Origin of the sequence: Tritonibacter mobilis (assembly GCF_001681715.1) — a bacterium.
In the GTDB taxonomy this organism is placed as follows: domain Bacteria; phylum Pseudomonadota; class Alphaproteobacteria; order Rhodobacterales; family Rhodobacteraceae; genus Epibacterium; species Epibacterium mobile.
Genome location: NZ_LNWY01000005.1, coordinates 365,494 through 383,331, shown reverse-complemented (window position 1 = coordinate 383,331; position 17,838 = coordinate 365,494). Strand labels below are relative to the sequence as shown.

The window sequence follows — 17,838 nt, the reverse complement described above, 5'->3', positions numbered from 1 at the left end:
GAGACTGAGAAATGAGCGACTTTTCCAAATCCCTGTCCGTCACAGCCAGTGGCCTGCGTGCTCAAGCTGCGCGCCTCACCCATGTATCGGAGAACATCTCTAACGCAGATACTCCGGGCTACCGCCGCAAAACCGTATCCTTTCAGGCGGTGCGCGATCTGGAAACGGACGTAAGCCAAGTCAAAGTCGGTCGCGTTTCGCTCGACCGTAGTGAACTGGAGCAAGTTTACGACCCCTCTCATCCACTGGCCGATGAAACTGGCCACTACGAGGGGTCGAATGTCGATCTGATGATCGAAATCGCGGACGCGCGCGAAGCGCAGCGTACCTATGAGGCAAACCTGAAAATGTTCGATCAGACACGACAAATGTCGTCCTCCCTGATGGATCTTTTACGCCGCTAACCTGAACAGATTGGAGATCCAGAATGGATATTCGTTCGCTTACTGCCACCTCCGGCTATGCCGCAGCTCGTCCCGCTACTAAGGTTGATCCGGACTACAACCCGGCCTCCCTGCAAGAGCAGGCCAAGACCAGCTTTCAAGACTTCACCAACACGCTCGCCCACAGCGAGCAGGTTTCTGTCCAGTCCATGACCGGCGGCGCAGACCCCCATCAGCTGGTACAGGCGCTGGCCCAAACTGAGCTTGCAGTCGAAACCGCAGTAACGGTGCGCAACAAGGTCGTCGAAGCCTATCAGGAAATCCTGCGGATGCCGGTCTAAGCCATGCTGACCGAAGGCATATTCTACGACACTTTGCGTCAGGGAATTCTGGCGGCGATTACTATGTCGCTGCCCATTCTCATCACGGCACTGGTGATCGGCCTAACGGTTGGTCTGTTTCAGGCGCTGACGTCCATTCAGGAAATGTCGCTGACGTTTGTTCCTAAACTCACGGGCATCCTCGTCGTTTTCTGGCTGACGATGGCAACCATGACGCAGACGCTCGTCGCCTTCTTTACTGGTCATATTATTCCCCTCATTCAGGGAACAGGAGGACTGTAATGGGTTCTATCGGCTATACCACGTTGTCGCGCCAGTCCGGGTTGCTGAACGAAATGCAGGCCGTGGCGAACAATATCGCAAACTCTGCGACAACCGGCTATCGCTCGGAGGGGTTGATCTTCTCGGAGTATGTCAAATCAGCTCCAGGCCAAGAAAGCCTCTCGATGGGGCGTGCGAATATCCGCAACACCTCCCTCGAACAGGGCACAATGAGCCAGACCAATGGCAGTTTTGATCTCGCGATTGAGGGCGATGGTTTCTTCATGGTGGAAACACCTGCGGGCAACCGGCTCACTCGGGCGGGGAACTTTACCCCCAATGCTGAAGGTGATCTCGTGACGGCCGATGGCTACCGGGTTCTGGATGCGGGCCAAGCGCCGATGTTCGTTCCGGGTGATGCAGAAAGCATCTCCTTCGGTGCGGATGGAACGCTAAGCGCAGATGGACAGCAGCTTGGTCAGATCGGGCTATTTGTCCCTGATGAGGAGGCTCAGATCCTGCGCGAGGACGGCGTGATGTTCCGCGTGGAAGGAGAGACATTGCCAGCTGAAGGCGCGCAGGTTCTGCAAGGGTTCCTTGAAGGGTCAAACGTCAACACCATCCACCAACTGGCCCGGATGATCGAAGTGCAGCGTGCTTATGAAATGGGGCAGAGCTTCCTCGACAACGAAGATAAGCGCATCCGCGCGGCCATCGACAACCTTATGAAATCATAGGAGATAACCATGCGTGCACTCAAAATCGCCGCCACGGGGATGAGCGCGCAGCAACTGCGCGTCGAAACGATCTCCAACAACCTCGCCAACATGAACACCACCGCCTACAATGCGCGGCGGGCCGAATTCGCGGATCTGCATTACCAACAGATCTCACGAGCTGGCACCGTGAATGCTTCTGACGGCACCGTCCTGCCCACAGGTGTTCAGGTCGGCCTAGGTGTGCGTCCAGCTGCGGTATCCGTGTATCTCAATCAAGGCGCTTTGTCGCAGACCGGCAATGAGTTGGATGTCGCCATCGACGGCAACGGCTATTTCGAGGTCACCCTGCCATCTGGCGAAACCGCCTATACCCGTGATGGTTCGTTCAAGCGCTCTGCCGAAGGATTAATCGTCACCAATGACGGCTATCCGGTGTCGCCCGAAATAACCATTCCGGAGGACGCGAATTCCATTTCGATCAACGCTGAAGGCGAAGTTTACGCCTATTTCAACGATACGGTCGAAGCAGAGCTGCTTGGTCAGTTGACCCTATCGGGTTTTACCAATCCCAAGGGGCTTGAGGCGGTGGGGAGCAACCTCTTCAAACAAACCGAGGCCTCAGGCCAGCCCAACACGACTGAACCCGGTGCAGACGGTGTCGGAACCCTGCGCCAAAAGTATCTCGAAGACAGTTCGGTTGATGCCGTGCGCGAGATCACTGAGCTGATCGAAGCCCAGCGCGGTTACGAAATGAACTCCAAGGTGATTTCCGCCGTGGACCAAATGATGTCGGCAACCACACAGGTACGCTAAATGAAACTCCTGCCCATCCTCATCGGGATTCTCTTTGCTCAATCCGCACTGGCCGACATTCTGGTGCCTGTGCGGACCATTCGAGCCAAGGAGATCATCGCAGCCGAAGACCTCGTTTTCAAAAACGTCGAGGCCCCCGGTGCGCTGAGCAGCCCCAACGAGATCATTGGGCAGGAAGCAAGGATTGCGCTCTATGCAAGCCGTCCCATTCACGCTGGCGATATCGGACCGCCAGCGCTCGTGGATCGCAATGATCTGGTGAAACTCATCTTTCGCCACGGCGGTCTCGAAATCTCTACAGAAGGTCGTTCGCTCGGCCGAGGCGCGGAAGGTGAACTGATCCGCGTTATGAACCTGTCCTCGCGCACCACGGTCACAGGCCGGATCAGGGCGGACGGAAATATTGAGGTAAATTGATGAAACCCCTTCTCGCAGTAAAATGTGCGGTTCTTGGCCTTAGTCTTGTGGGCGGGTGCGCCCGTATGGACCACATCGGTAAACCACCAAGCTTCACGCCAGCAGACGAAACGCAGGAACACGTGGCGATGCTCTATCAGGGCCTGCCGCTGACGTCTCAAACGCAACGCGCGGTAGACAACGCCTCGCTCTGGAGTGGATCTCGCGCCTCCCTGCTCGGTGATCGGCGTGCCACCAAAAAAGGTGACATCCTCACTGTGGTGATTGAGATCAATGAGAAAGCCTCAATTTCCAACGACACAAAGCGTTCCAGAAACTCCTCGGAAAGCATGCAGGTGCCACAGCTCTTGGGCTTGCCTCAGCGCCTTGACGACAGGTTGCCCGATGGCGCGTCCAGCGCCGATTTGATTGACTTGGGGAGTAACTCCTCATCCGGTGGCAGTGGTTCAGTGAGCCGTAGTGAAAAGCTGGAACTGCGTGTCGCGGCGACGGTTGTGGATGTGCTGCCAAACGGCGTTCTTGCCATTAGCGGATCGCAGGAGTTGCGCGTTAACTTTGAACTGCGTGAACTACTTGTGTCCGGCTACGTGCGCCCCGATGATATCAGCCGGCAAAACGAAGTGACCTACGATAAAATCGCGTCAGCTCGTGTATCCTACGGTGGTCGTGGCCAGATTACAGATGTGCAGCAACCGCGCTATGGCCAGCAGGTTCTTGATGCCGTGCTGCCGTTCTAAAGGAGGTCATAATGGCGAAATTACTTCCTATTCTTATGCTGCTTATCGGCATTGGCGGCGGCATCGGTGCGGGCATTATGCTCGCACCTGCGCCCGAAGAGTCTGAGGTCGCTGCCGCGGGCGAAGGCCATGATGCAAGCCATGAGGAAAACGCAGAAGAGCACGCCGAAGAAGACGCGGCCGAAGACGAAAACGCCGAACCCAATGAGTTCATCAAGATCAACAACCAATTCGTGATTCCGGTGGTCGAGCGTGACCAGATGACTGCAATGGTGGTTTTGTCGCTCAGCCTAGAAACAAAGCCCGGCATGTCTGGGAAGGTACATTCCTTCGAACCCAAACTTCGCGATGTATTCCTGCGCGTGCTGTTTGATCATGCCAATATGGGGGGCTTCCGTGGCGCGTTCACCCGCTCTGAAATTTTGGATCCGCTTCGAACCTCTCTTCGTGAAGAGGCACGGCGTTTCCTTGGCAGTGACCTGGTTGATGTCCTGATACTGGAAATTACACGTCAAGACGTCTGATCGGGCAACATACCCTCCGAATATGAGAAAGCCGCCTCCCTGATCGGGAGGCGGCTTTCTTATTGTTCGGGGTTGGCTGAGAGCTCAAGGCCGAGTTTTGTGTGGTGCGTTACCGGTATCACCAGACCCGGCCATGGTATGAGTCCGTAGTCCAGATGCCGATCAATCCAGATTCATAAGACGGTCGAACAGCATCTTATTGCGGCGTTCCTTTGCATCAGACTTATGCTGGTTTTCCATAGTTTCCACAGCATGCTTGCGTCCAAAAGCATGACGCAGCTTATCCATTGCTCGGAACTTTTGTGCGGTGACCTGCGCCAGATCCTGATTGATGTCGCGCCGCGCATTCGTATGCCATTTTTGCCATTGCAGATCGACGCCAAGCGCTTTCATCTCGTGACTTTGATCAACGAGCGCACGAGAGTCTTCGACTTGCTGCTTCAGCATCGCAAGTTTACCGCGGAGTTGCGCTTCGCGATCCAAGATCGGTTTCACTTTCGCATGCTCCCGCAAGTAGACCGCATTTGTCACAGCTTTCATCTGCGCAAGCATTTTGTCTTGTTTCATAGAATGCTCTCCTTGGCCTTTTTGCGCATCTCTTCTGCAAATCGAATAGCGGCTGCGACCGGTGCATAGTGTTCCTCGGCAATCTCATCACCGACCTCAACAGTCGCATACAATGCCCGCGCAGTTGGCGGGTCACTGTGAAGCGGCACCCCATTTTCCTGAGCGATCTCGCGGATCATGGCAGCAACACCATCGACCCCTTTCGCCACACATTCTGGCGCACTGCCCGAGACGCGGCTCCACTTCAGTGCAACCGCATAGTGCGTCGGGTTTACGATCACCACATCAGCCTCTGGCACAGCTGCCGCAATTTGCTTGCTGACAATCTCGCGACCTTTTTGTTTACGCTGGCCTTTCGTGTGGGGGTCACCTTCAGAGTTCTTCATCTCATCCATGACATCTTTGCGCGACATCATGTTCTTGCGGATGAATTCAGCTTGCTGAAACGGAGCATCCACCAGGCCAATCGCAAGCGCGATGATCAACGTCAGAATGAGAAACTCCATCGCGAGTTGCACCAAAAACGGTACAACCGAATACGGGCTGGTTCCAACGGATGCGATCATTTCTGGTAAACGCCACGACAGATATATGCCTAGCGTGATGGAGTAGAGTAACAGCTTGAAAAAACTCTTGGCGAATTCGAACAGTCCTGAACGACCAAACTTGTTCTTTGCGTTCTTGATCACTGACAGACGGGACAGTTTCGGCTCGATCCGTTTGGGTGCAAAAACCATCGCCTTTTGGGCAAATACCGCGAGCAAAACCAATGCTGCGGGCACAATAAACCATGCCATCACGGAGGTTAAAGCCGCTGAGATGAATTCTCCTGCGACCGGAGCGGCAATCCCATCGCCAAAAAACACCGGGGCCAGCCTATCAGGCTGATCGATCATGCTCATTAAGACGGTACCGAGCGCCTCTACCGAGGAACCACCCGCAGTATAGAATGCGATCAAAAGCCCCAGATAGGAGGCCGCCTGCAAAAGATCATTTGACTTTGGAACATCCCCTTCAAGCCGCGCTTTTCGCAGCTTCTCCGGTGTCGGTTCAAATGACTTATCTGAGTCGTCGCTATCGTCGCTCATGGCATCCCCACTCCCGGGTCAGCAAAGAACATCAATAGGTTACGCCCCCATACCTCAAGCATCATAGGCGCGCCGATCATCAATATCGACAAGCCGCCGAATGTAATAACCGGTGCCCCCACAAAGACCACCATCAGCTGTGTCATCGCCCGGTTGATAACACCAAGCGTAAGGTTATAGATCACCGCCGTAATCAAAAACGGCGCAGCTAACGTAAACGCTTGGGCAAAGGTCGCCGACACGCGATGCACTCCCCATTCGGAAAGCCCTGCAGCATCCGGGAACCGACCGACGGGGAACAAATCGTAGGATCGGATCATCAATTGCGCCGCGTGGATGTGAAAATCGAGCATCACCGCGACCGCAATCCCGGAAATCCATAAAACCGCACCCAACGCAGGCATGGGATCCGCGCCCGCACCACCAAGCACCTGACTAAGAGAGGTACACTGCGCGGCAATCGACCCAGCGGTTTGCAGCATATGCATGAACATCCGAAGCCCGAGCCCCAGTGAAAGCCCCACCACCACCTCCGTGGCTATAAGACCTGCATACTGCATGACCGTTTCAGGTATCGGCATTTGCGGCAGGGCTGGCGCTACAATTGCTGTAAACACTAACCCGGCAACAAGGCGGATTTGCGTTGGGATCAGTTGTTCACCAAATCCCAGCATAATCGATGTCATCGCACCGATCCTGAGGAACACAATGGCTCCGTGCCAGAACCCTGCCCCGAACAACGCCATCAGCTCGGGTGTTATGCCGACAAAATTCATGCTGCGACCATGCCGACGAGGGCAGGACGTGCCTCCAATCCGATCTCCTCGAAGGACAGCACCGGGTTCTGGATACCCCGTGACCTCAGAATTGTACGCAAGTAGCGGCGGCGGCGGGTCGAGGTTACAATAGCCGCAAAGATTCCCTGCTCCGTCACCTGGTTGATTTTGTCGCTCATCGCGTCAACCAGCTTGTTGAACGTATCAGGCGGTAGAGCGATATCCAGCCCGGATTGCGTTTCAACCTGATAGGTCGTGAAGGCATCTTCCCATTCGGGTGCAAGTTGCACCAGAGGAATCGTCCCATCGTCGCGTTTCATCTCAGCCACCAGCTGGAAGCCTAGACGTTGACGAACATGTTCTGTGATGAGTTCCGGCGACGTGGTGCGCATCCGTGCTTCGGCAATCGACTCGAGAATGAGTGGCATATTGCGGATCGACACGCGTTCCTCCAGCAACAGGCGCAAGACAGCATGCAGCGTATCAATCGGAACCTTGTCTGGGATCAGTTCATCAAGGAGCTTCTTGTTGGCATTGGCACGGAATTCATCGCTCAGTTCTGTCATTTCGCGCAGCAGGCGGCGCAGTGCTTTGAGCGTCAACAAACGTGGGAAGCTCTGTTTAACAACTTCCAATAGATGAGTCGCGAGGATCTCTGGCGGAGAAACGACGGTCGCCCCCATGAGCGCAGCATCCTCCTGATGTTTGGTCGCAATCCAGCGTGCAGGCGCACCGTAAACAGGTTCTGTCACATCATTGCCTGCGGGCAATGCGGCATGGTTATCCGGCATCAGTGCCAACACCATATCAGGATGCAGCGTGCCGCGCGCCTGTTCGACACCCTGAATGCGAACCACATAGGTTCCGTTGTCCAACTCCGCTTCATCGGTTAGTCGGATTTCAGGTAGAATCAAGCCGAATGTTGTCGCCACATGCGTGCGCATGTTGGCAATTCGAGCATCCAGTCCAGTTCCCGGATCCAAGACCATGGACACCAGATCCTGCGAAAACTCCAAATGCAGGTCATCAAGGTCAAGGATGTCGCCCAGGGCTTTGGATTTTTCTGGTGACTGAACTTCTTCGACTTTTGCATCAAGCTCTTTTTGGGCGACTTCATCGTTCGTTTTCTTAACCCGATACGCGAGGTAACCTAAGGCTCCGCTCCCCGCGATGAAGGGGATAAACGGCAAACCCGGAACCAGTGCAAACAACGCCATCAGCACCGCCACAGCTCCTATGGCGCCTGGGTATTTTGCAAACTGCGAGAAGATTGCGGCATCGGTTGATCCGGATGCACCACCTCGTGCCAGCAAAAGCGCCGCAGCGATGGAAATGATGACAGAAGGAATTTGCGAAACCAGACCATCACCCACGGTCAAAATTGCATAGGTTTCAAACGCAGTACCTACGGGCATACCGTGGATGAGAACCCCCATGATGAGGCCCACGATCAGGTTCAAAAGGGTGATGAGAAGGCCGGCAATTGCATCGCCTTTCACGAACTTCGACGCACCGTCCAAAGATCCAAAGAATGTGGTCTCGCGCTGTTCGGTTTCGCGGCGTTCTTTAGCGGTCGCATGGTCAATCGCGCCCGCAGACATGTCGCTGTCGATAGCGAGCTGTTTCCCCGGCATCCCATCAAGAGCAAATCGCGCGCCCACTTCGGCCATGCGCGCGGCACCCTTCGTGATCACCATAAAGTTCACGATCAAAAGTACGCCGAACACCACAAGCCCGAGGAAAACGCTGCCCCCCATCACAAAGTTGGCAAACCCCTCGATCACGTTTCCGGCCGCGTCGGTGCCAGTATGGCCTTGCCCGATGATGAGCTTGGTCGACGACACATTCAGCGACAATCGCAACATGAGCGAGCCGAGCAAGATCGTCGGAAAGGACGAAAAATCCAACGGTCGCTCAATAAAGAGCGTGATGGTGAAAATCAGGATGGCGAGAGCGAACGACGTCGCAAGTCCCACATCCAGCACCCAGGCTGGCATCGGTAGGATCATCATCACGATGATCGCCATCAGCGCCATCGCTAGGAGAATGGTCGGACTAAAAAGCTCTTTGACTGACAGATTCGGCACGGATTTTCTCTTATGTGAAAGCGATCAGAAGCGGTCCGGCGGTGCCTAGGCACCGGGAGTGAAAGTGGGAGAGTTTCTGATCTAGAGGGGCCGAAATGCCGCAAACCGCACCAACAAGTCCTGTCACCTGTTGCGCGGTTGCTAAAATCCGAGCTTTACGCCCGGTTTGTCTAATGTCGTTCACTGGCATTCTGCCCGTTCCAGATGAGGATTCTTCCCTGTCCCCAAGCTAGGCTGCTATGCTTTACAAAGTGTTAGCATCAGAATGTGAAATGGCCGCACCAATGGCACGGCCATGTCGTCAAAATTCGACGTTTACCTTAATTTTCAGCTTCTTGAGGCGTACGCTCTACCTGACGCAGCAGTTCTTCAATCGAAGATCTTGCGCCAGCGCTGCTTTCGACCAACGCACGCGCCTCGGCAAGCGGTGGCAAGCCTTCGGGGTCGCGTACAGCCGAGTCGATCTGTTTGGTCACTTCAGCAACGGAGCTGAAAGGTGCTGCGTCCTGATCGATGGCTTCTGCTGCCTCAAGATCCTCGGAAAGCCAGTATCCTCGGGCGGCACCATTCAGATCTTCTGCGGACATCATGTATTCGCTTGCGCGCTCATATTCTTTATTGCGCCACAACGCCTCAGCGCGCATGCGGTCTGCCTGCTGACCTTCTAGCCCCATTAGCTCAACCAATGCGCGTTGGGGTTGGTCCAGCTGCAAATGCGCCTCCGCACTCATCATGCGACGCTCTTGGTTCTGTGGCTCAAGGCTCATCTTGCGCAGAAGCATTTCAGCCTGCTCCGCAAAACCCAGATCCAGCAGTCGACGAGCAACGAGATCACCGACTTGCGCCGCACGCGTAGCGCCAGCTTCTTCTGCAAAGATAAGGGCGTACTTTAGGAATGTTACATCGTCTGCATTTTCAGCGAGCAGTGTCATAAGCGGAGCGTTCACCGCGTTTCGCGATGTCGGGCCGTCGCGTTCTTCAAGCTTTGTGGCTTTGTGAAATGCTGCGTCGAAACTTCCGGTGAGTGCCAAAGCCATCACCTCAGCTTTGCGCAGATCTGCCCCGAGTGACGTCCCACGGTTCTCCAATTCATATGACGCTGTCAGGTCTGGCACATCCGGCGACAGTGCGCGCCGTTCAGCATAGCTCAATTCAATCAAGTCAATCAGGGCCCGCGGCGTATTTTGACTTTGCTCCGCAACCTCTTTTGTAAGGTTGCGAGCTACGGCTTCTGTATCCCCATCAAGTTCCGCAATCGCCGCTTCAGCCAGATTGCGATCGGGGATACCCTCGACCCCGGTGCGATCAACAGATCGCAATGTTGCCTTTGCGACGCTAGGATCGCCCGCTTTGGCAAACAATGTACTCATCCGCACCCCAAGTTGCACACGCAAATGGGCGGGTAAACGTGCAAACGCTTGCTGAATCGCATCCGTATTTGCACCTTTTTTAACAACCCCATCCGCCATGGCCGCCCAGAAAGCTACGCTCCCATTACAGGTTTGCTGACCGGAAAAGACCGTATTTACCGGAAGCTCGCCTCCATCAACGATCTTTGCCAAGGTGGTCATAACTTCACGTGAGCGCGGCTTCAGGCTGTTTTCAGGCAGCATGTGCAACATCGCAACCGCCTCAGCGCCAAAACCGAAGTAAAGATAGGTACGCGCAAGTTTGAGCGTTGCGTCACGATCCACCTGATCAAATTCACCCAACATCGCGTTTCGTAAGGTGCCAATTTGCTCTGAGAAAGGTGTATCAGTGCCCCATTTGTGAACAGCAAGTTCACGGTCGGGGATACAATGCGAGTCGGCCTCATCCCTGTCGCCACCCACCGCAAACAATCCCGTTTCCCGGTCAATCGCGGATGTAACAGACATGTTGTCCAATGGGTTGAGAGGGCGATTGTCATTGCCCAACGGATCAAGATGCAGATTTTCTTGCCGTTGTTCACTCGGCTCCAATAGCCCCTGATTGCTCGCTCGCCCAATTTGTTGCAGCAGACGGGCCTCAGTGTCATTTACCATCGCGGCGCGCTGGTTTTCCTCAAGATCCATGAGCAGGCTTGCATCCGACGTCAGTGTCTCAGGCGCTGATTTACCATCTTCGTCTTTTACGTCCGCAGGGGCGGCCACCTCGCGCTTGCGATCAGACCTGATCGAAGGACGATCATCTGACAACAGTGGAAGCTCTACAGGACCGGTGTGAACTGGTTGGCGTTTTGAAGACCCAAATGTCTGCTCAACAGCATCTTCGAGCCCCATTGCAACCCGCGCACTCGCAAGGTCACGCGGGTCGATATTGAACTCTCGCCCCTCACCGTTGCTGGGAAACGTCAGAGGCAGGCTGCTGCGGTCAGCAGGTGCGGCGAGTGCCAGCGGACGCCCCTCGCGCACGTCGATCACAAGGTAGCCATCAGACTGCTGATAATAGTCAACGCTGCATTCACAGCCCAAATCGATCCGGAGCGGCTGCCCTGGACCGTTCTGGCTAACTGATTGAATGCGGGTTCTTGGAATGAGGTCAAATACGCTTTGTGTATTAAAAACCGCCGTCGGAGAGCCGACATTCACCGTTGCGACGTTCTCATTTTGGGTCAGTGACCACTCGACACCCTCAGGAAGGCGCATCACCAATCGGGTGAAATCCTCGTGCTCTCCTGAGCGTGTCACAATGGTTTGTGCTTCTGCATATCCGGCGACCACTACTGCAGTCGTCAATGCGATTGCTCGCGAAATCATGCTGCGTCCTGTTTCACTTCATTCAAAGCTTCCTCCAGCTCGGAGAACCCGGGCCGGATGTGGGAAGGCGTATTCTGACGCCCCACTTCGATACAGATGGCTGCCGCATGGTTGTGGAGATTGGCCACAAGAACCTCGCGGATCAGCTGATAGAAATGCGCGTCTTCTTCGACAACGGATTTTACTTTGCCCGCAAACGGCGCCACCAGACCGTAGGACAGGAACACCCCAAGGAAGGTCCCCACCAAGGCACCACCGATCATCTTACCCAAAACCTCTGGAGGTTGGTCAATCGACGCCATGGTTTTGATAACACCCAAAACGGCGGCAACAATTCCGAGCGCAGGCAGGCCGTCGGCCATGGTCTGCAGCGCATGGCTAGAGTGCAGCGCATGGTGCAGGTTGGCCTCGATGCGTTTTTCCAGAACTTCCTCAACCTGATGTGGATCGTCGTAGTTCATTGAAGCGGAACGCATTGTATCGCTGATCAGGTTGATCGCTTCTTTGTCCGCTAGAATTTTGGGGTATTTTCCAAAAACGGTAGAATTTTCCGGGTCTTCAATATGTTGTTCAACTTCGACCGGGTTGGCCCGAGCAATACGAATCAACGCGAAGAGCAGGCAGAGAAGGTCCTTGTAGTCGTCAGGCTTCCATTTCGGGCCTTTAAACACCTTACCCATGTCTTTGAGCGTGTGTTTAACACCGCCCATGTCATTGCTGATCAGGAATGCCCCGACAGCCGCACCGCCAATCATCATCATTTCGAATGGCAGTGACTTAATGATGATGCCCAGTTTACCGCCAGCCAGCAGATAACCACCAAACACCATGGCAAAGATCACAATGATCCCTACAATCCCGATCATAGGTAAGCTCCAAATTCCGTCACTGGCTCAAGAGTAGGATAGTCTTGTTAAAAAAGACTGAGTGAGGGCCCAAGTTACTCCTTGGGCACCTCGCCATTTCGACCGGCAAGCACCACACTGATGGTATAAGCTGCCTCTGGGCTAAGCCCCGCCATAACACCCGCAGCAGCCTCAGGCTTCATGCGTGCGAGAAAACCTGCCGCGAAGGTCGGGTCCATCTCTTCAAAGAGAGCCGCGGCGTCTTTGGGCTTCATCTGTTCATAAACGGTGGTGAGCTTGGTCACATCCTGTTCCGCAGCACCATCCGCCAACGCGAGTGTGGTAAGCAGCTTTTGCTCGGCTTGTTGCAAGTCCTGAAGCTTCTTGTCGATTGCCTCATCAGCAATTTCCAAAGCTCTCATTCTGTCTTCAAGCTCAGCCTCTCGTTCAGCCAAATTGGCCTCACGCTTCTTGAAAGCTGTGAGCATGGCTTGCATTTCGGCCGAATCGGGAACCGATGCGCGCCCCGGCGCGGATGGTGCCGCCTCGTCGTTCTCACCTGCTTTGATTTCGGCAACCTCGCGCGCGATTGCGGGCGCTGCCTCAAGGGCGATTCGAACCACCGCAGACCCCATCAGGAAAAGAGCCAACAGCATCAGTGTGCCGCGTCGGGCTTTCTCCATCTTTTGGGATTTATTTGCCTTCGCCATCATGCCACCCGGTTTTGATTGCGGCTGTGCCGCACAAACATCAGACCTGCCGGCTTGGCTTCTTCCTGTGGCTCGGGCTCAGCGACGTCTTCGGTTACTTCAGCCTGTGCGTCAGCTTCATAAGCCTCTGCGAGAGCATCATTTTCCTCGGTCGCTTCGGGTTGAGCCTGTGCCTCTTGCTGAGGTGCGATGTCGTGCATCGACGCCATCATCAACTCCAGCTTATGGGCCACCGATTCGGCGCGTCCGGTCAGCTGTTCCAGCGCTTGACTGGAGCCATCAGACATTTTTCGCGCCGCGACCAGCGACTTGTTCAGATCATCCACTTGCGATGAGAGCACTGCCACCGCGCCTCCGACCCCTTTTTCAAGATCGTTGAAGCGTTTCAGTCGGCGCGACAGCACCAGGCAATAAAACCCGGCACCCAGTGCTCCGGCCGCAAGCAGGATATCAGCGATAAGTTCCATCCTGTCCTCCTAGTTGAGTACGAAATCCATGATCAGCAAATCACGCACGCGACCTTGTCCGGTTACGATGTTGATCCGCCGTAGCATCTGTGCCCGCAGTTTTGGCAGAGCCATCGGATCGGTCAGATCCTCAAGCTCCAGCGCCCGCAGGTAGCTGTTCAGAACGTCGACAACTCTGGGGAGGACTGTTTCAACCTCAGCCTGATCGGCTTGGTTGACCTCGAGTTGCGCACGGAATCGAAGTTGTTGCACGCCACTGGCTCTGTTCAGTGTGACAACAATCGGTTCCATTTCAATAAAGGCAAGATTGGCGATCTCTTCCGCCGACTCACCCTTGTCCACGCCTTCTGGCGCCTCTTTGGTAACCTGCGCAACTTCTGGCGCGGGCTTATTACCAAAGGGAAGAAGGCCTGACTGAACGGCAAAGAAGCCGCCCCCTGCGCCAGCGATTCCAAGTACGAGCCCTATGATAAGGGGCATCTTACTCTTCTTCGCCGGTTCGTCTGTTTCTACATCAGCTACAGCGTCTGTCATGGCTATCCCTAAAACGTCGTGCATCCCGTTCATAACCCGACAGGAACTAACCGAATGTTAAGGCCAATCGGAGAAAAGGGTTGCAGACCGGAGAGAACGCCGGTGCGACGGAGGTTAATGTGCAGCAGATCAAGAATGTCTGGGCAGGTTTGGACACGCGGAAGCGGATGATGGCGATCGGGGCGACCCTCGCTGTGATCTTTACTTTCTTCCTCATGTCCATGGTGGCGAATAAGCCATCCATGCAATTACTATATGCTGGGCTGGAGAGCAGCTCGGCCGGAGATGTGGTCAGCGCTTTGGAACAAAGCGGTGTCGACTATGAAGTGCGCGGCGGGTCGATTTATGTACCCTCCAATAAGCGTGACGAATTGAGAATGACGCTGGCGAGCCAAGGTTTGCCTGCAAATGGTGGCAAAGGGTACGAGCTGCTCGATTCGCTCAGCGGGTTCGGAACCACTTCGCAAATGTTTGACGCTGCCTACTGGCGCGCCAAAGAAGGCGAACTGGCCCGTACTATTGTAGCGAATCCGCATGTCAGCCAGGCGCGGGTACATATTGCCAATACTGGCAGCAATCCGTTTCAACGGACAATTGAACCCACCGCCTCGGTGTCCGTCACACCTATGGGCACGCCAATTACACCGGCACAAGCAAACGCGATTCGCTTTCTTGTCGCCTCGGCGGTTGCCGGGCTTGCGGTAGATAATGTTGCCGTAATCGACGCCAATGGTGCACTGATCGGCTCCCCAGAGGCTGCTGCGGCAGCTGGCGCTGGCACGGATGACAGATCCCAAACCCTGCGCGAGCGCGTGTTGCGACTGGTCGAAGCGCGGGTGGGTCACGGCAATGCTGTGGTTGAGATCAGCGTTGAAACAGTCACCGATACCGAATCGATCCGAGAAAAACTGGTCGATCCGCAAAGCCGCGTCGCCATCAGCACCGATGTCGAAGAACGTACCGATTCCTCTCAGAATCAGGCAGGAGAGGTCACCGTCGCCTCCAATATTCCTGATGGTGATGCAGGCAACGGAGAAGGGTCTCGCGCTAACACCAATGCCACACGGGAACGCGTGAACTATGAGATTTCTGAAACCGAAAAAGAAATTGTACGCGGTCCCGGAGCAATCAAGCGCCTCACCGTCGCGGTGCTGATCAACGGCGTCACGACCCCAACCGCTGATGGTCAGGCCACATTCGAACCGCGACCAGATGAAGAACTCGACGCTTTGCGCGAATTGATTTCTGCTGCGGTTGGCTTTGACGCTGAACGCGGAGACGTCATCACCCTGAAGTCGATGGATCTGCCCAACGTGGAACCAGAAGGAACCGCCGTTACGTCGTCCATGTTCGACAATCTCTACTTTGATGTGATGTCGATCATTCAAATGGCCGCGCTTGCTGTCGTTGCACTGATCCTTGGCCTCTTTGTCGTGCGCCCGATTCTCGCAGGTAACGGCGCTTCGGTGCAATCTCTGCCGTCGCCCGACGGAATGGCGGCTGGTGGCTTGCCGGAACTCCCCAACATGGGAGGCGGTGATGCGGGCTTTATGACCAATCCTGATCTGGGTTCGAATATCGCTCTGGACGGCGAGATCGACAGCGGCGGTGACGGGCAATTCCAACCCTTGGGCGGGCTTCCCGGCATGGGTGACGGCCTCGCCACCTTCGGCGGCGGCGGTGGCATGAGCGACGACCCTGTGGATCGTCTGCGCTCCATGATCGGCGAACGCCAAGAGGAAACCGTGCAGATTCTGCGCGGGTGGCTGGAAGAAAACAATGAGGAGCGTGCGTAATGACAATTGCCCATCTTCTGGAAGATTTCGGCATTAAAACTCCTGTCGAACCCGTCAGCAGCTTTTCCGAGGAAATTGTCGAAGAAGCCAAGCTAGTCTCTTTCGAGAAAGGTTATACGGCAGGTTGGGATGACGCGATCGAAGCCAAAGACAAGGAGACAACGCATGTCTCCGCTACTCTTGCTACGTCGCTCGAAGATCTAAGCTTCACCTACCATGAGGCGCAATCTCAGCTGATGGAATCACTCGATCCGATGTTCAAGGTCCTCACCTCTGTGATTCTACCTGACACAATGGCTGCAACGTTCGGCCACCATGTGATTGACCACCTCAATGAGATGGCCAAAGGCCAGATCAACGAACCGATGGAAATCGTGGCGGCTGCCGGAGAAGGCAACGCTATCCGGGCTCTGTTGGGTGAAGATCCGACCTTCAATGTCCGGGTGCGCGAAGACGCAAATCTCTCCGCCGGTCAGGCACAACTCCGTGTTGGCCAAAGTGAACGTGAACTCAACTCTGAGGCCCTGATCGAATCCATTCGCGATTCTATCGATGCCTTCTCCTATCAATTCAAAGAGGACAGCCATTATGGATGAGACTGGCGAACTGAACCCAAAATCGGCCGATGCTGGCAACCCGTTTGTCTCAGTGCCGGTTGAGGTGATTGTTTCGGTCGGCAAAGCCCGCCCGCTGATCCGAGATCTCGTCAACCTTGGCGAAAATGCGATCCTCACTCTCGACAAGAAAGTCGAGGATCCGGTGGATCTCTATGTCGGCGACCGCCTCGTGGCGCGTGGACAATTGGAAGAAATGGAAGGCGATCAGGCAGGTCAATTGGCCGTACGTCTGACGGAAATCGCCGATCTGCAAAGCGGTTTGGGATGATACGGAAAACTCTCGCTCTGGGCGCGCTGGCAGTCTTTGTACTGTTGGTGCAGCCGCAGGTAGCGCTGGCGCAAGAATTGAGCCTCAACCTCGCCGATGGTCAATCAATCTCGGCCCGTACAATTCAGCTGATCTTATTGATCACCGTGCTCAGCGTCGCGCCGGGCCTGTTGGTCATGCTCACCTGTTTTCCATTCCTGATTACGGTTCTGTCGATCCTGCGTCAGGCCATCGGTTTGCAGCAGGCTCCACCGAATATGCTGATGATCAGCCTCGCGATGTTCCTGACCTATTTCGTCATGGAGCCCGTCTTTACCGAAGCTTGGGACACCGGCATTGCACCTTTGATCGACGAAGAGCTCGAGGTTGTGCCAGCACTGGAACGCGCCGTCGAGCCTTTCAGGGTATTTATGGCCAATCGACTGGACCCTGATACCTACTATGCAATTGCAGATCTGCGCCCCGGAACGCAAGGCAGTGACCCTTCGCCGGAATCACCGCTCTCCGTACTGATACCGAGCTTTATGCTGTCGGAAATCACCCGCGCTTTTGAGATCGGATTTTTGGTCTTTCTACCGTTTTTGGTGATCGATCTTGTGACGGCAGCAGTGCTGATGTCCATGGGGATGATGATGGTGCCGCCGGCGCTGGTATCATTGCCGTTCAAACTGGCGTTCTTTGTCGTTGCCGATGGCTGGAGCCTGATCGCAAGCGCCCTGGTGCGAAGTTACTACCCCTCCTAGCGCATTCAGCAAATATAGTCCTACAAAGCCCCGGCCCGCTCAGCGGTTCGGGGCTTTTCATGTTTCCAGCACGACCTCAGGCGAACACGTACGCAAACGGTGCCAATTCGAGGCTGACGACTTGCATCAGTGTCCCGCCATCTATCGACAAAGAGCTTCGGAAGCGCGAGTAAGGTATCTCTATCCATATCGGTTCATGCAAAACCTGATCACGACACCGTTCCGGCGGTGGCCCTGTACGCTTGTCCCAGTGGTTTTATTCAGTATGGAACCGGACACCCCTCCCAGAACACCATCAAGGCGATGCCCCAATCGGTGCGCCAGACCTGAGAGCGCGACCAATCGACGGTAGAGGCCGAAGATCAGGGGTGGGCAGCTCCCCCGCGCTGCGGAGGTATCGACTTCGC

General features: G+C 55.2%; 21 protein-coding genes. 12 read left to right on the top strand and 9 right to left on the bottom strand.

Annotated features, from left to right (window positions below):
* Positions 1 to 11: 11 nt before the first annotated feature.
* Genes flgC through UB90_RS05900 form a run of 8 tightly spaced genes read left to right on the top strand, consistent with a single transcriptional unit; the run spans position 12 to position 4,195 of the window.
* A complete protein-coding gene (gene flgC, locus UB90_RS05935; RefSeq protein WP_005607937.1) occupies positions 12 to 404 on the top strand; it encodes a flagellar basal body rod protein FlgC in 393 nt (130 codons plus the stop codon).
* A gap of 23 nt (positions 405 to 427) precedes the next feature.
* Positions 428 to 724 (top strand): flagellar hook-basal body complex protein FliE, encoded by a 297-nt coding sequence (fliE, locus tag UB90_RS05930; RefSeq protein ID WP_005607934.1) that lies wholly within the window; start codon positions 428 to 430, stop codon positions 722 to 724.
* A 3-nt stretch (positions 725 to 727) separates the two neighbouring features.
* Positions 728 to 1,006, top strand: a complete 279-nt coding sequence (locus UB90_RS05925; protein WP_009177988.1) for a flagellar biosynthetic protein FliQ — start codon at positions 728 to 730, stop codon at positions 1,004 to 1,006.
* Complete coding sequence (locus tag UB90_RS05920; RefSeq protein ID WP_005607930.1) at positions 1,006 to 1,722, top strand: flagellar hook-basal body complex protein; 717 nt, start codon at positions 1,006 to 1,008, stop codon at positions 1,720 to 1,722. Before UB90_RS05925 ends, UB90_RS05920 begins: the two co-directional genes overlap by 1 nt.
* Before the next feature lie 9 nt (positions 1,723 to 1,731).
* On the top strand, positions 1,732 to 2,517 hold the full coding sequence (gene flgG / locus UB90_RS05915) for a flagellar basal-body rod protein FlgG (protein WP_005607928.1): 786 nt from the start codon (positions 1,732 to 1,734) through the stop codon (positions 2,515 to 2,517).
* Positions 2,518 to 2,934 carry a flagellar basal body P-ring formation chaperone FlgA gene (flgA, locus tag UB90_RS05910; protein ID WP_065325526.1) on the top strand — a complete coding sequence of 139 codons (417 nt, stop codon included), beginning with the start codon at positions 2,518 to 2,520 and terminating at the stop codon, positions 2,932 to 2,934. It begins immediately after the preceding gene.
* Positions 2,934 to 3,671: a flagellar basal body L-ring protein FlgH gene (gene flgH, locus UB90_RS05905; RefSeq protein WP_065325527.1), complete on the top strand. Its 738-nt coding sequence runs from the start codon at positions 2,934 to 2,936 to the stop codon at positions 3,669 to 3,671. The genes flgA and flgH overlap by 1 nt, the downstream gene beginning before the upstream one ends.
* Before the next feature lie 11 nt (positions 3,672 to 3,682).
* Positions 3,683 to 4,195: a flagellar basal body-associated protein FliL gene (locus tag UB90_RS05900; RefSeq protein ID WP_204161365.1), complete on the top strand. Its 513-nt coding sequence runs from the start codon at positions 3,683 to 3,685 to the stop codon at positions 4,193 to 4,195.
* A gap of 162 nt (positions 4,196 to 4,357) precedes the next feature.
* On the opposite strand, the gene UB90_RS05895 is transcribed toward UB90_RS05900, so the two are convergent.
* The 9 genes from UB90_RS05895 to UB90_RS05855 all read right to left on the bottom strand — a co-directional run bounded on the left by UB90_RS05895 (position 4,358) and on the right by UB90_RS05855 (position 14,007).
* On the bottom strand, positions 4,358 to 4,762 hold the full coding sequence (locus UB90_RS05895; protein ID WP_065325529.1) for a hypothetical protein: 405 nt from the start codon (positions 4,760 to 4,762) through the stop codon (positions 4,358 to 4,360).
* Positions 4,759 to 5,850 carry a flagellar type III secretion system protein FlhB gene (gene flhB / locus UB90_RS05890; protein ID WP_005607919.1) on the bottom strand — a complete coding sequence of 364 codons (1,092 nt, stop codon included), beginning with the start codon at positions 5,848 to 5,850 and terminating at the stop codon, positions 4,759 to 4,761. Before flhB ends, UB90_RS05895 begins: the two co-directional genes overlap by 4 nt.
* Complete coding sequence (locus UB90_RS05885; protein ID WP_005607917.1) at positions 5,847 to 6,626, bottom strand: flagellar biosynthetic protein FliR; 780 nt, start codon at positions 6,624 to 6,626, stop codon at positions 5,847 to 5,849. Before UB90_RS05885 ends, flhB begins: the two co-directional genes overlap by 4 nt.
* Positions 6,623 to 8,662, bottom strand: coding sequence for a flagellar biosynthesis protein FlhA (gene flhA / locus UB90_RS05880; RefSeq protein WP_009177966.1), 2,040 nt, complete (start codon positions 8,660 to 8,662; stop codon positions 6,623 to 6,625). Before flhA ends, UB90_RS05885 begins: the two co-directional genes overlap by 4 nt.
* 371 nt (positions 8,663 to 9,033) lie before the next feature.
* Positions 9,034 to 11,451: a hypothetical protein gene (locus UB90_RS05875; RefSeq protein ID WP_065325530.1), complete on the bottom strand. Its 2,418-nt coding sequence runs from the start codon at positions 11,449 to 11,451 to the stop codon at positions 9,034 to 9,036.
* A complete protein-coding gene (gene motA, locus UB90_RS05870) occupies positions 11,448 to 12,317 on the bottom strand; it encodes a flagellar motor stator protein MotA (protein ID WP_009177477.1) in 870 nt (289 codons plus the stop codon). Before motA ends, UB90_RS05875 begins: the two co-directional genes overlap by 4 nt.
* Before the next feature lie 74 nt (positions 12,318 to 12,391).
* Positions 12,392 to 13,006 carry a MotE family protein gene (locus UB90_RS05865; RefSeq protein WP_065325624.1) on the bottom strand — a complete coding sequence of 205 codons (615 nt, stop codon included), beginning with the start codon at positions 13,004 to 13,006 and terminating at the stop codon, positions 12,392 to 12,394.
* Entirely contained in the window at positions 13,006 to 13,473 is a 468-nt protein-coding gene (locus tag UB90_RS05860; protein WP_005607909.1) for a hypothetical protein, read from the bottom strand. Before UB90_RS05860 ends, UB90_RS05865 begins: the two co-directional genes overlap by 1 nt.
* A gap of 9 nt (positions 13,474 to 13,482) precedes the next feature.
* Complete coding sequence (locus UB90_RS05855; RefSeq protein WP_039983434.1) at positions 13,483 to 14,007, bottom strand: flagellar basal body-associated FliL family protein; 525 nt, start codon at positions 14,005 to 14,007, stop codon at positions 13,483 to 13,485.
* A gap of 119 nt (positions 14,008 to 14,126) precedes the next feature.
* Here UB90_RS05855 and fliF point away from each other — a divergent pair, with 119 nt between their 5' ends.
* From fliF to fliP, 4 genes are read left to right on the top strand one after another with little or no spacing between them, the layout of a single operon-like run.
* Positions 14,127 to 15,803 carry a flagellar basal-body MS-ring/collar protein FliF gene (gene fliF / locus UB90_RS05850; RefSeq protein WP_065325625.1) on the top strand — a complete coding sequence of 559 codons (1,677 nt, stop codon included), beginning with the start codon at positions 14,127 to 14,129 and terminating at the stop codon, positions 15,801 to 15,803.
* A complete protein-coding gene (locus tag UB90_RS05845; protein WP_009178062.1) occupies positions 15,803 to 16,399 on the top strand; it encodes a hypothetical protein in 597 nt (198 codons plus the stop codon). Before fliF ends, UB90_RS05845 begins: the two co-directional genes overlap by 1 nt.
* Positions 16,392 to 16,688 carry a FliM/FliN family flagellar motor switch protein gene (locus UB90_RS05840; protein WP_005607898.1) on the top strand — a complete coding sequence of 99 codons (297 nt, stop codon included), beginning with the start codon at positions 16,392 to 16,394 and terminating at the stop codon, positions 16,686 to 16,688. Before UB90_RS05845 ends, UB90_RS05840 begins: the two co-directional genes overlap by 8 nt.
* Positions 16,685 to 17,431: a flagellar type III secretion system pore protein FliP gene (fliP, locus tag UB90_RS05835; protein WP_065325531.1), complete on the top strand. Its 747-nt coding sequence runs from the start codon at positions 16,685 to 16,687 to the stop codon at positions 17,429 to 17,431. Before UB90_RS05840 ends, fliP begins: the two co-directional genes overlap by 4 nt.
* The last annotated feature ends 407 nt before the right edge of the window (positions 17,432 to 17,838 follow it).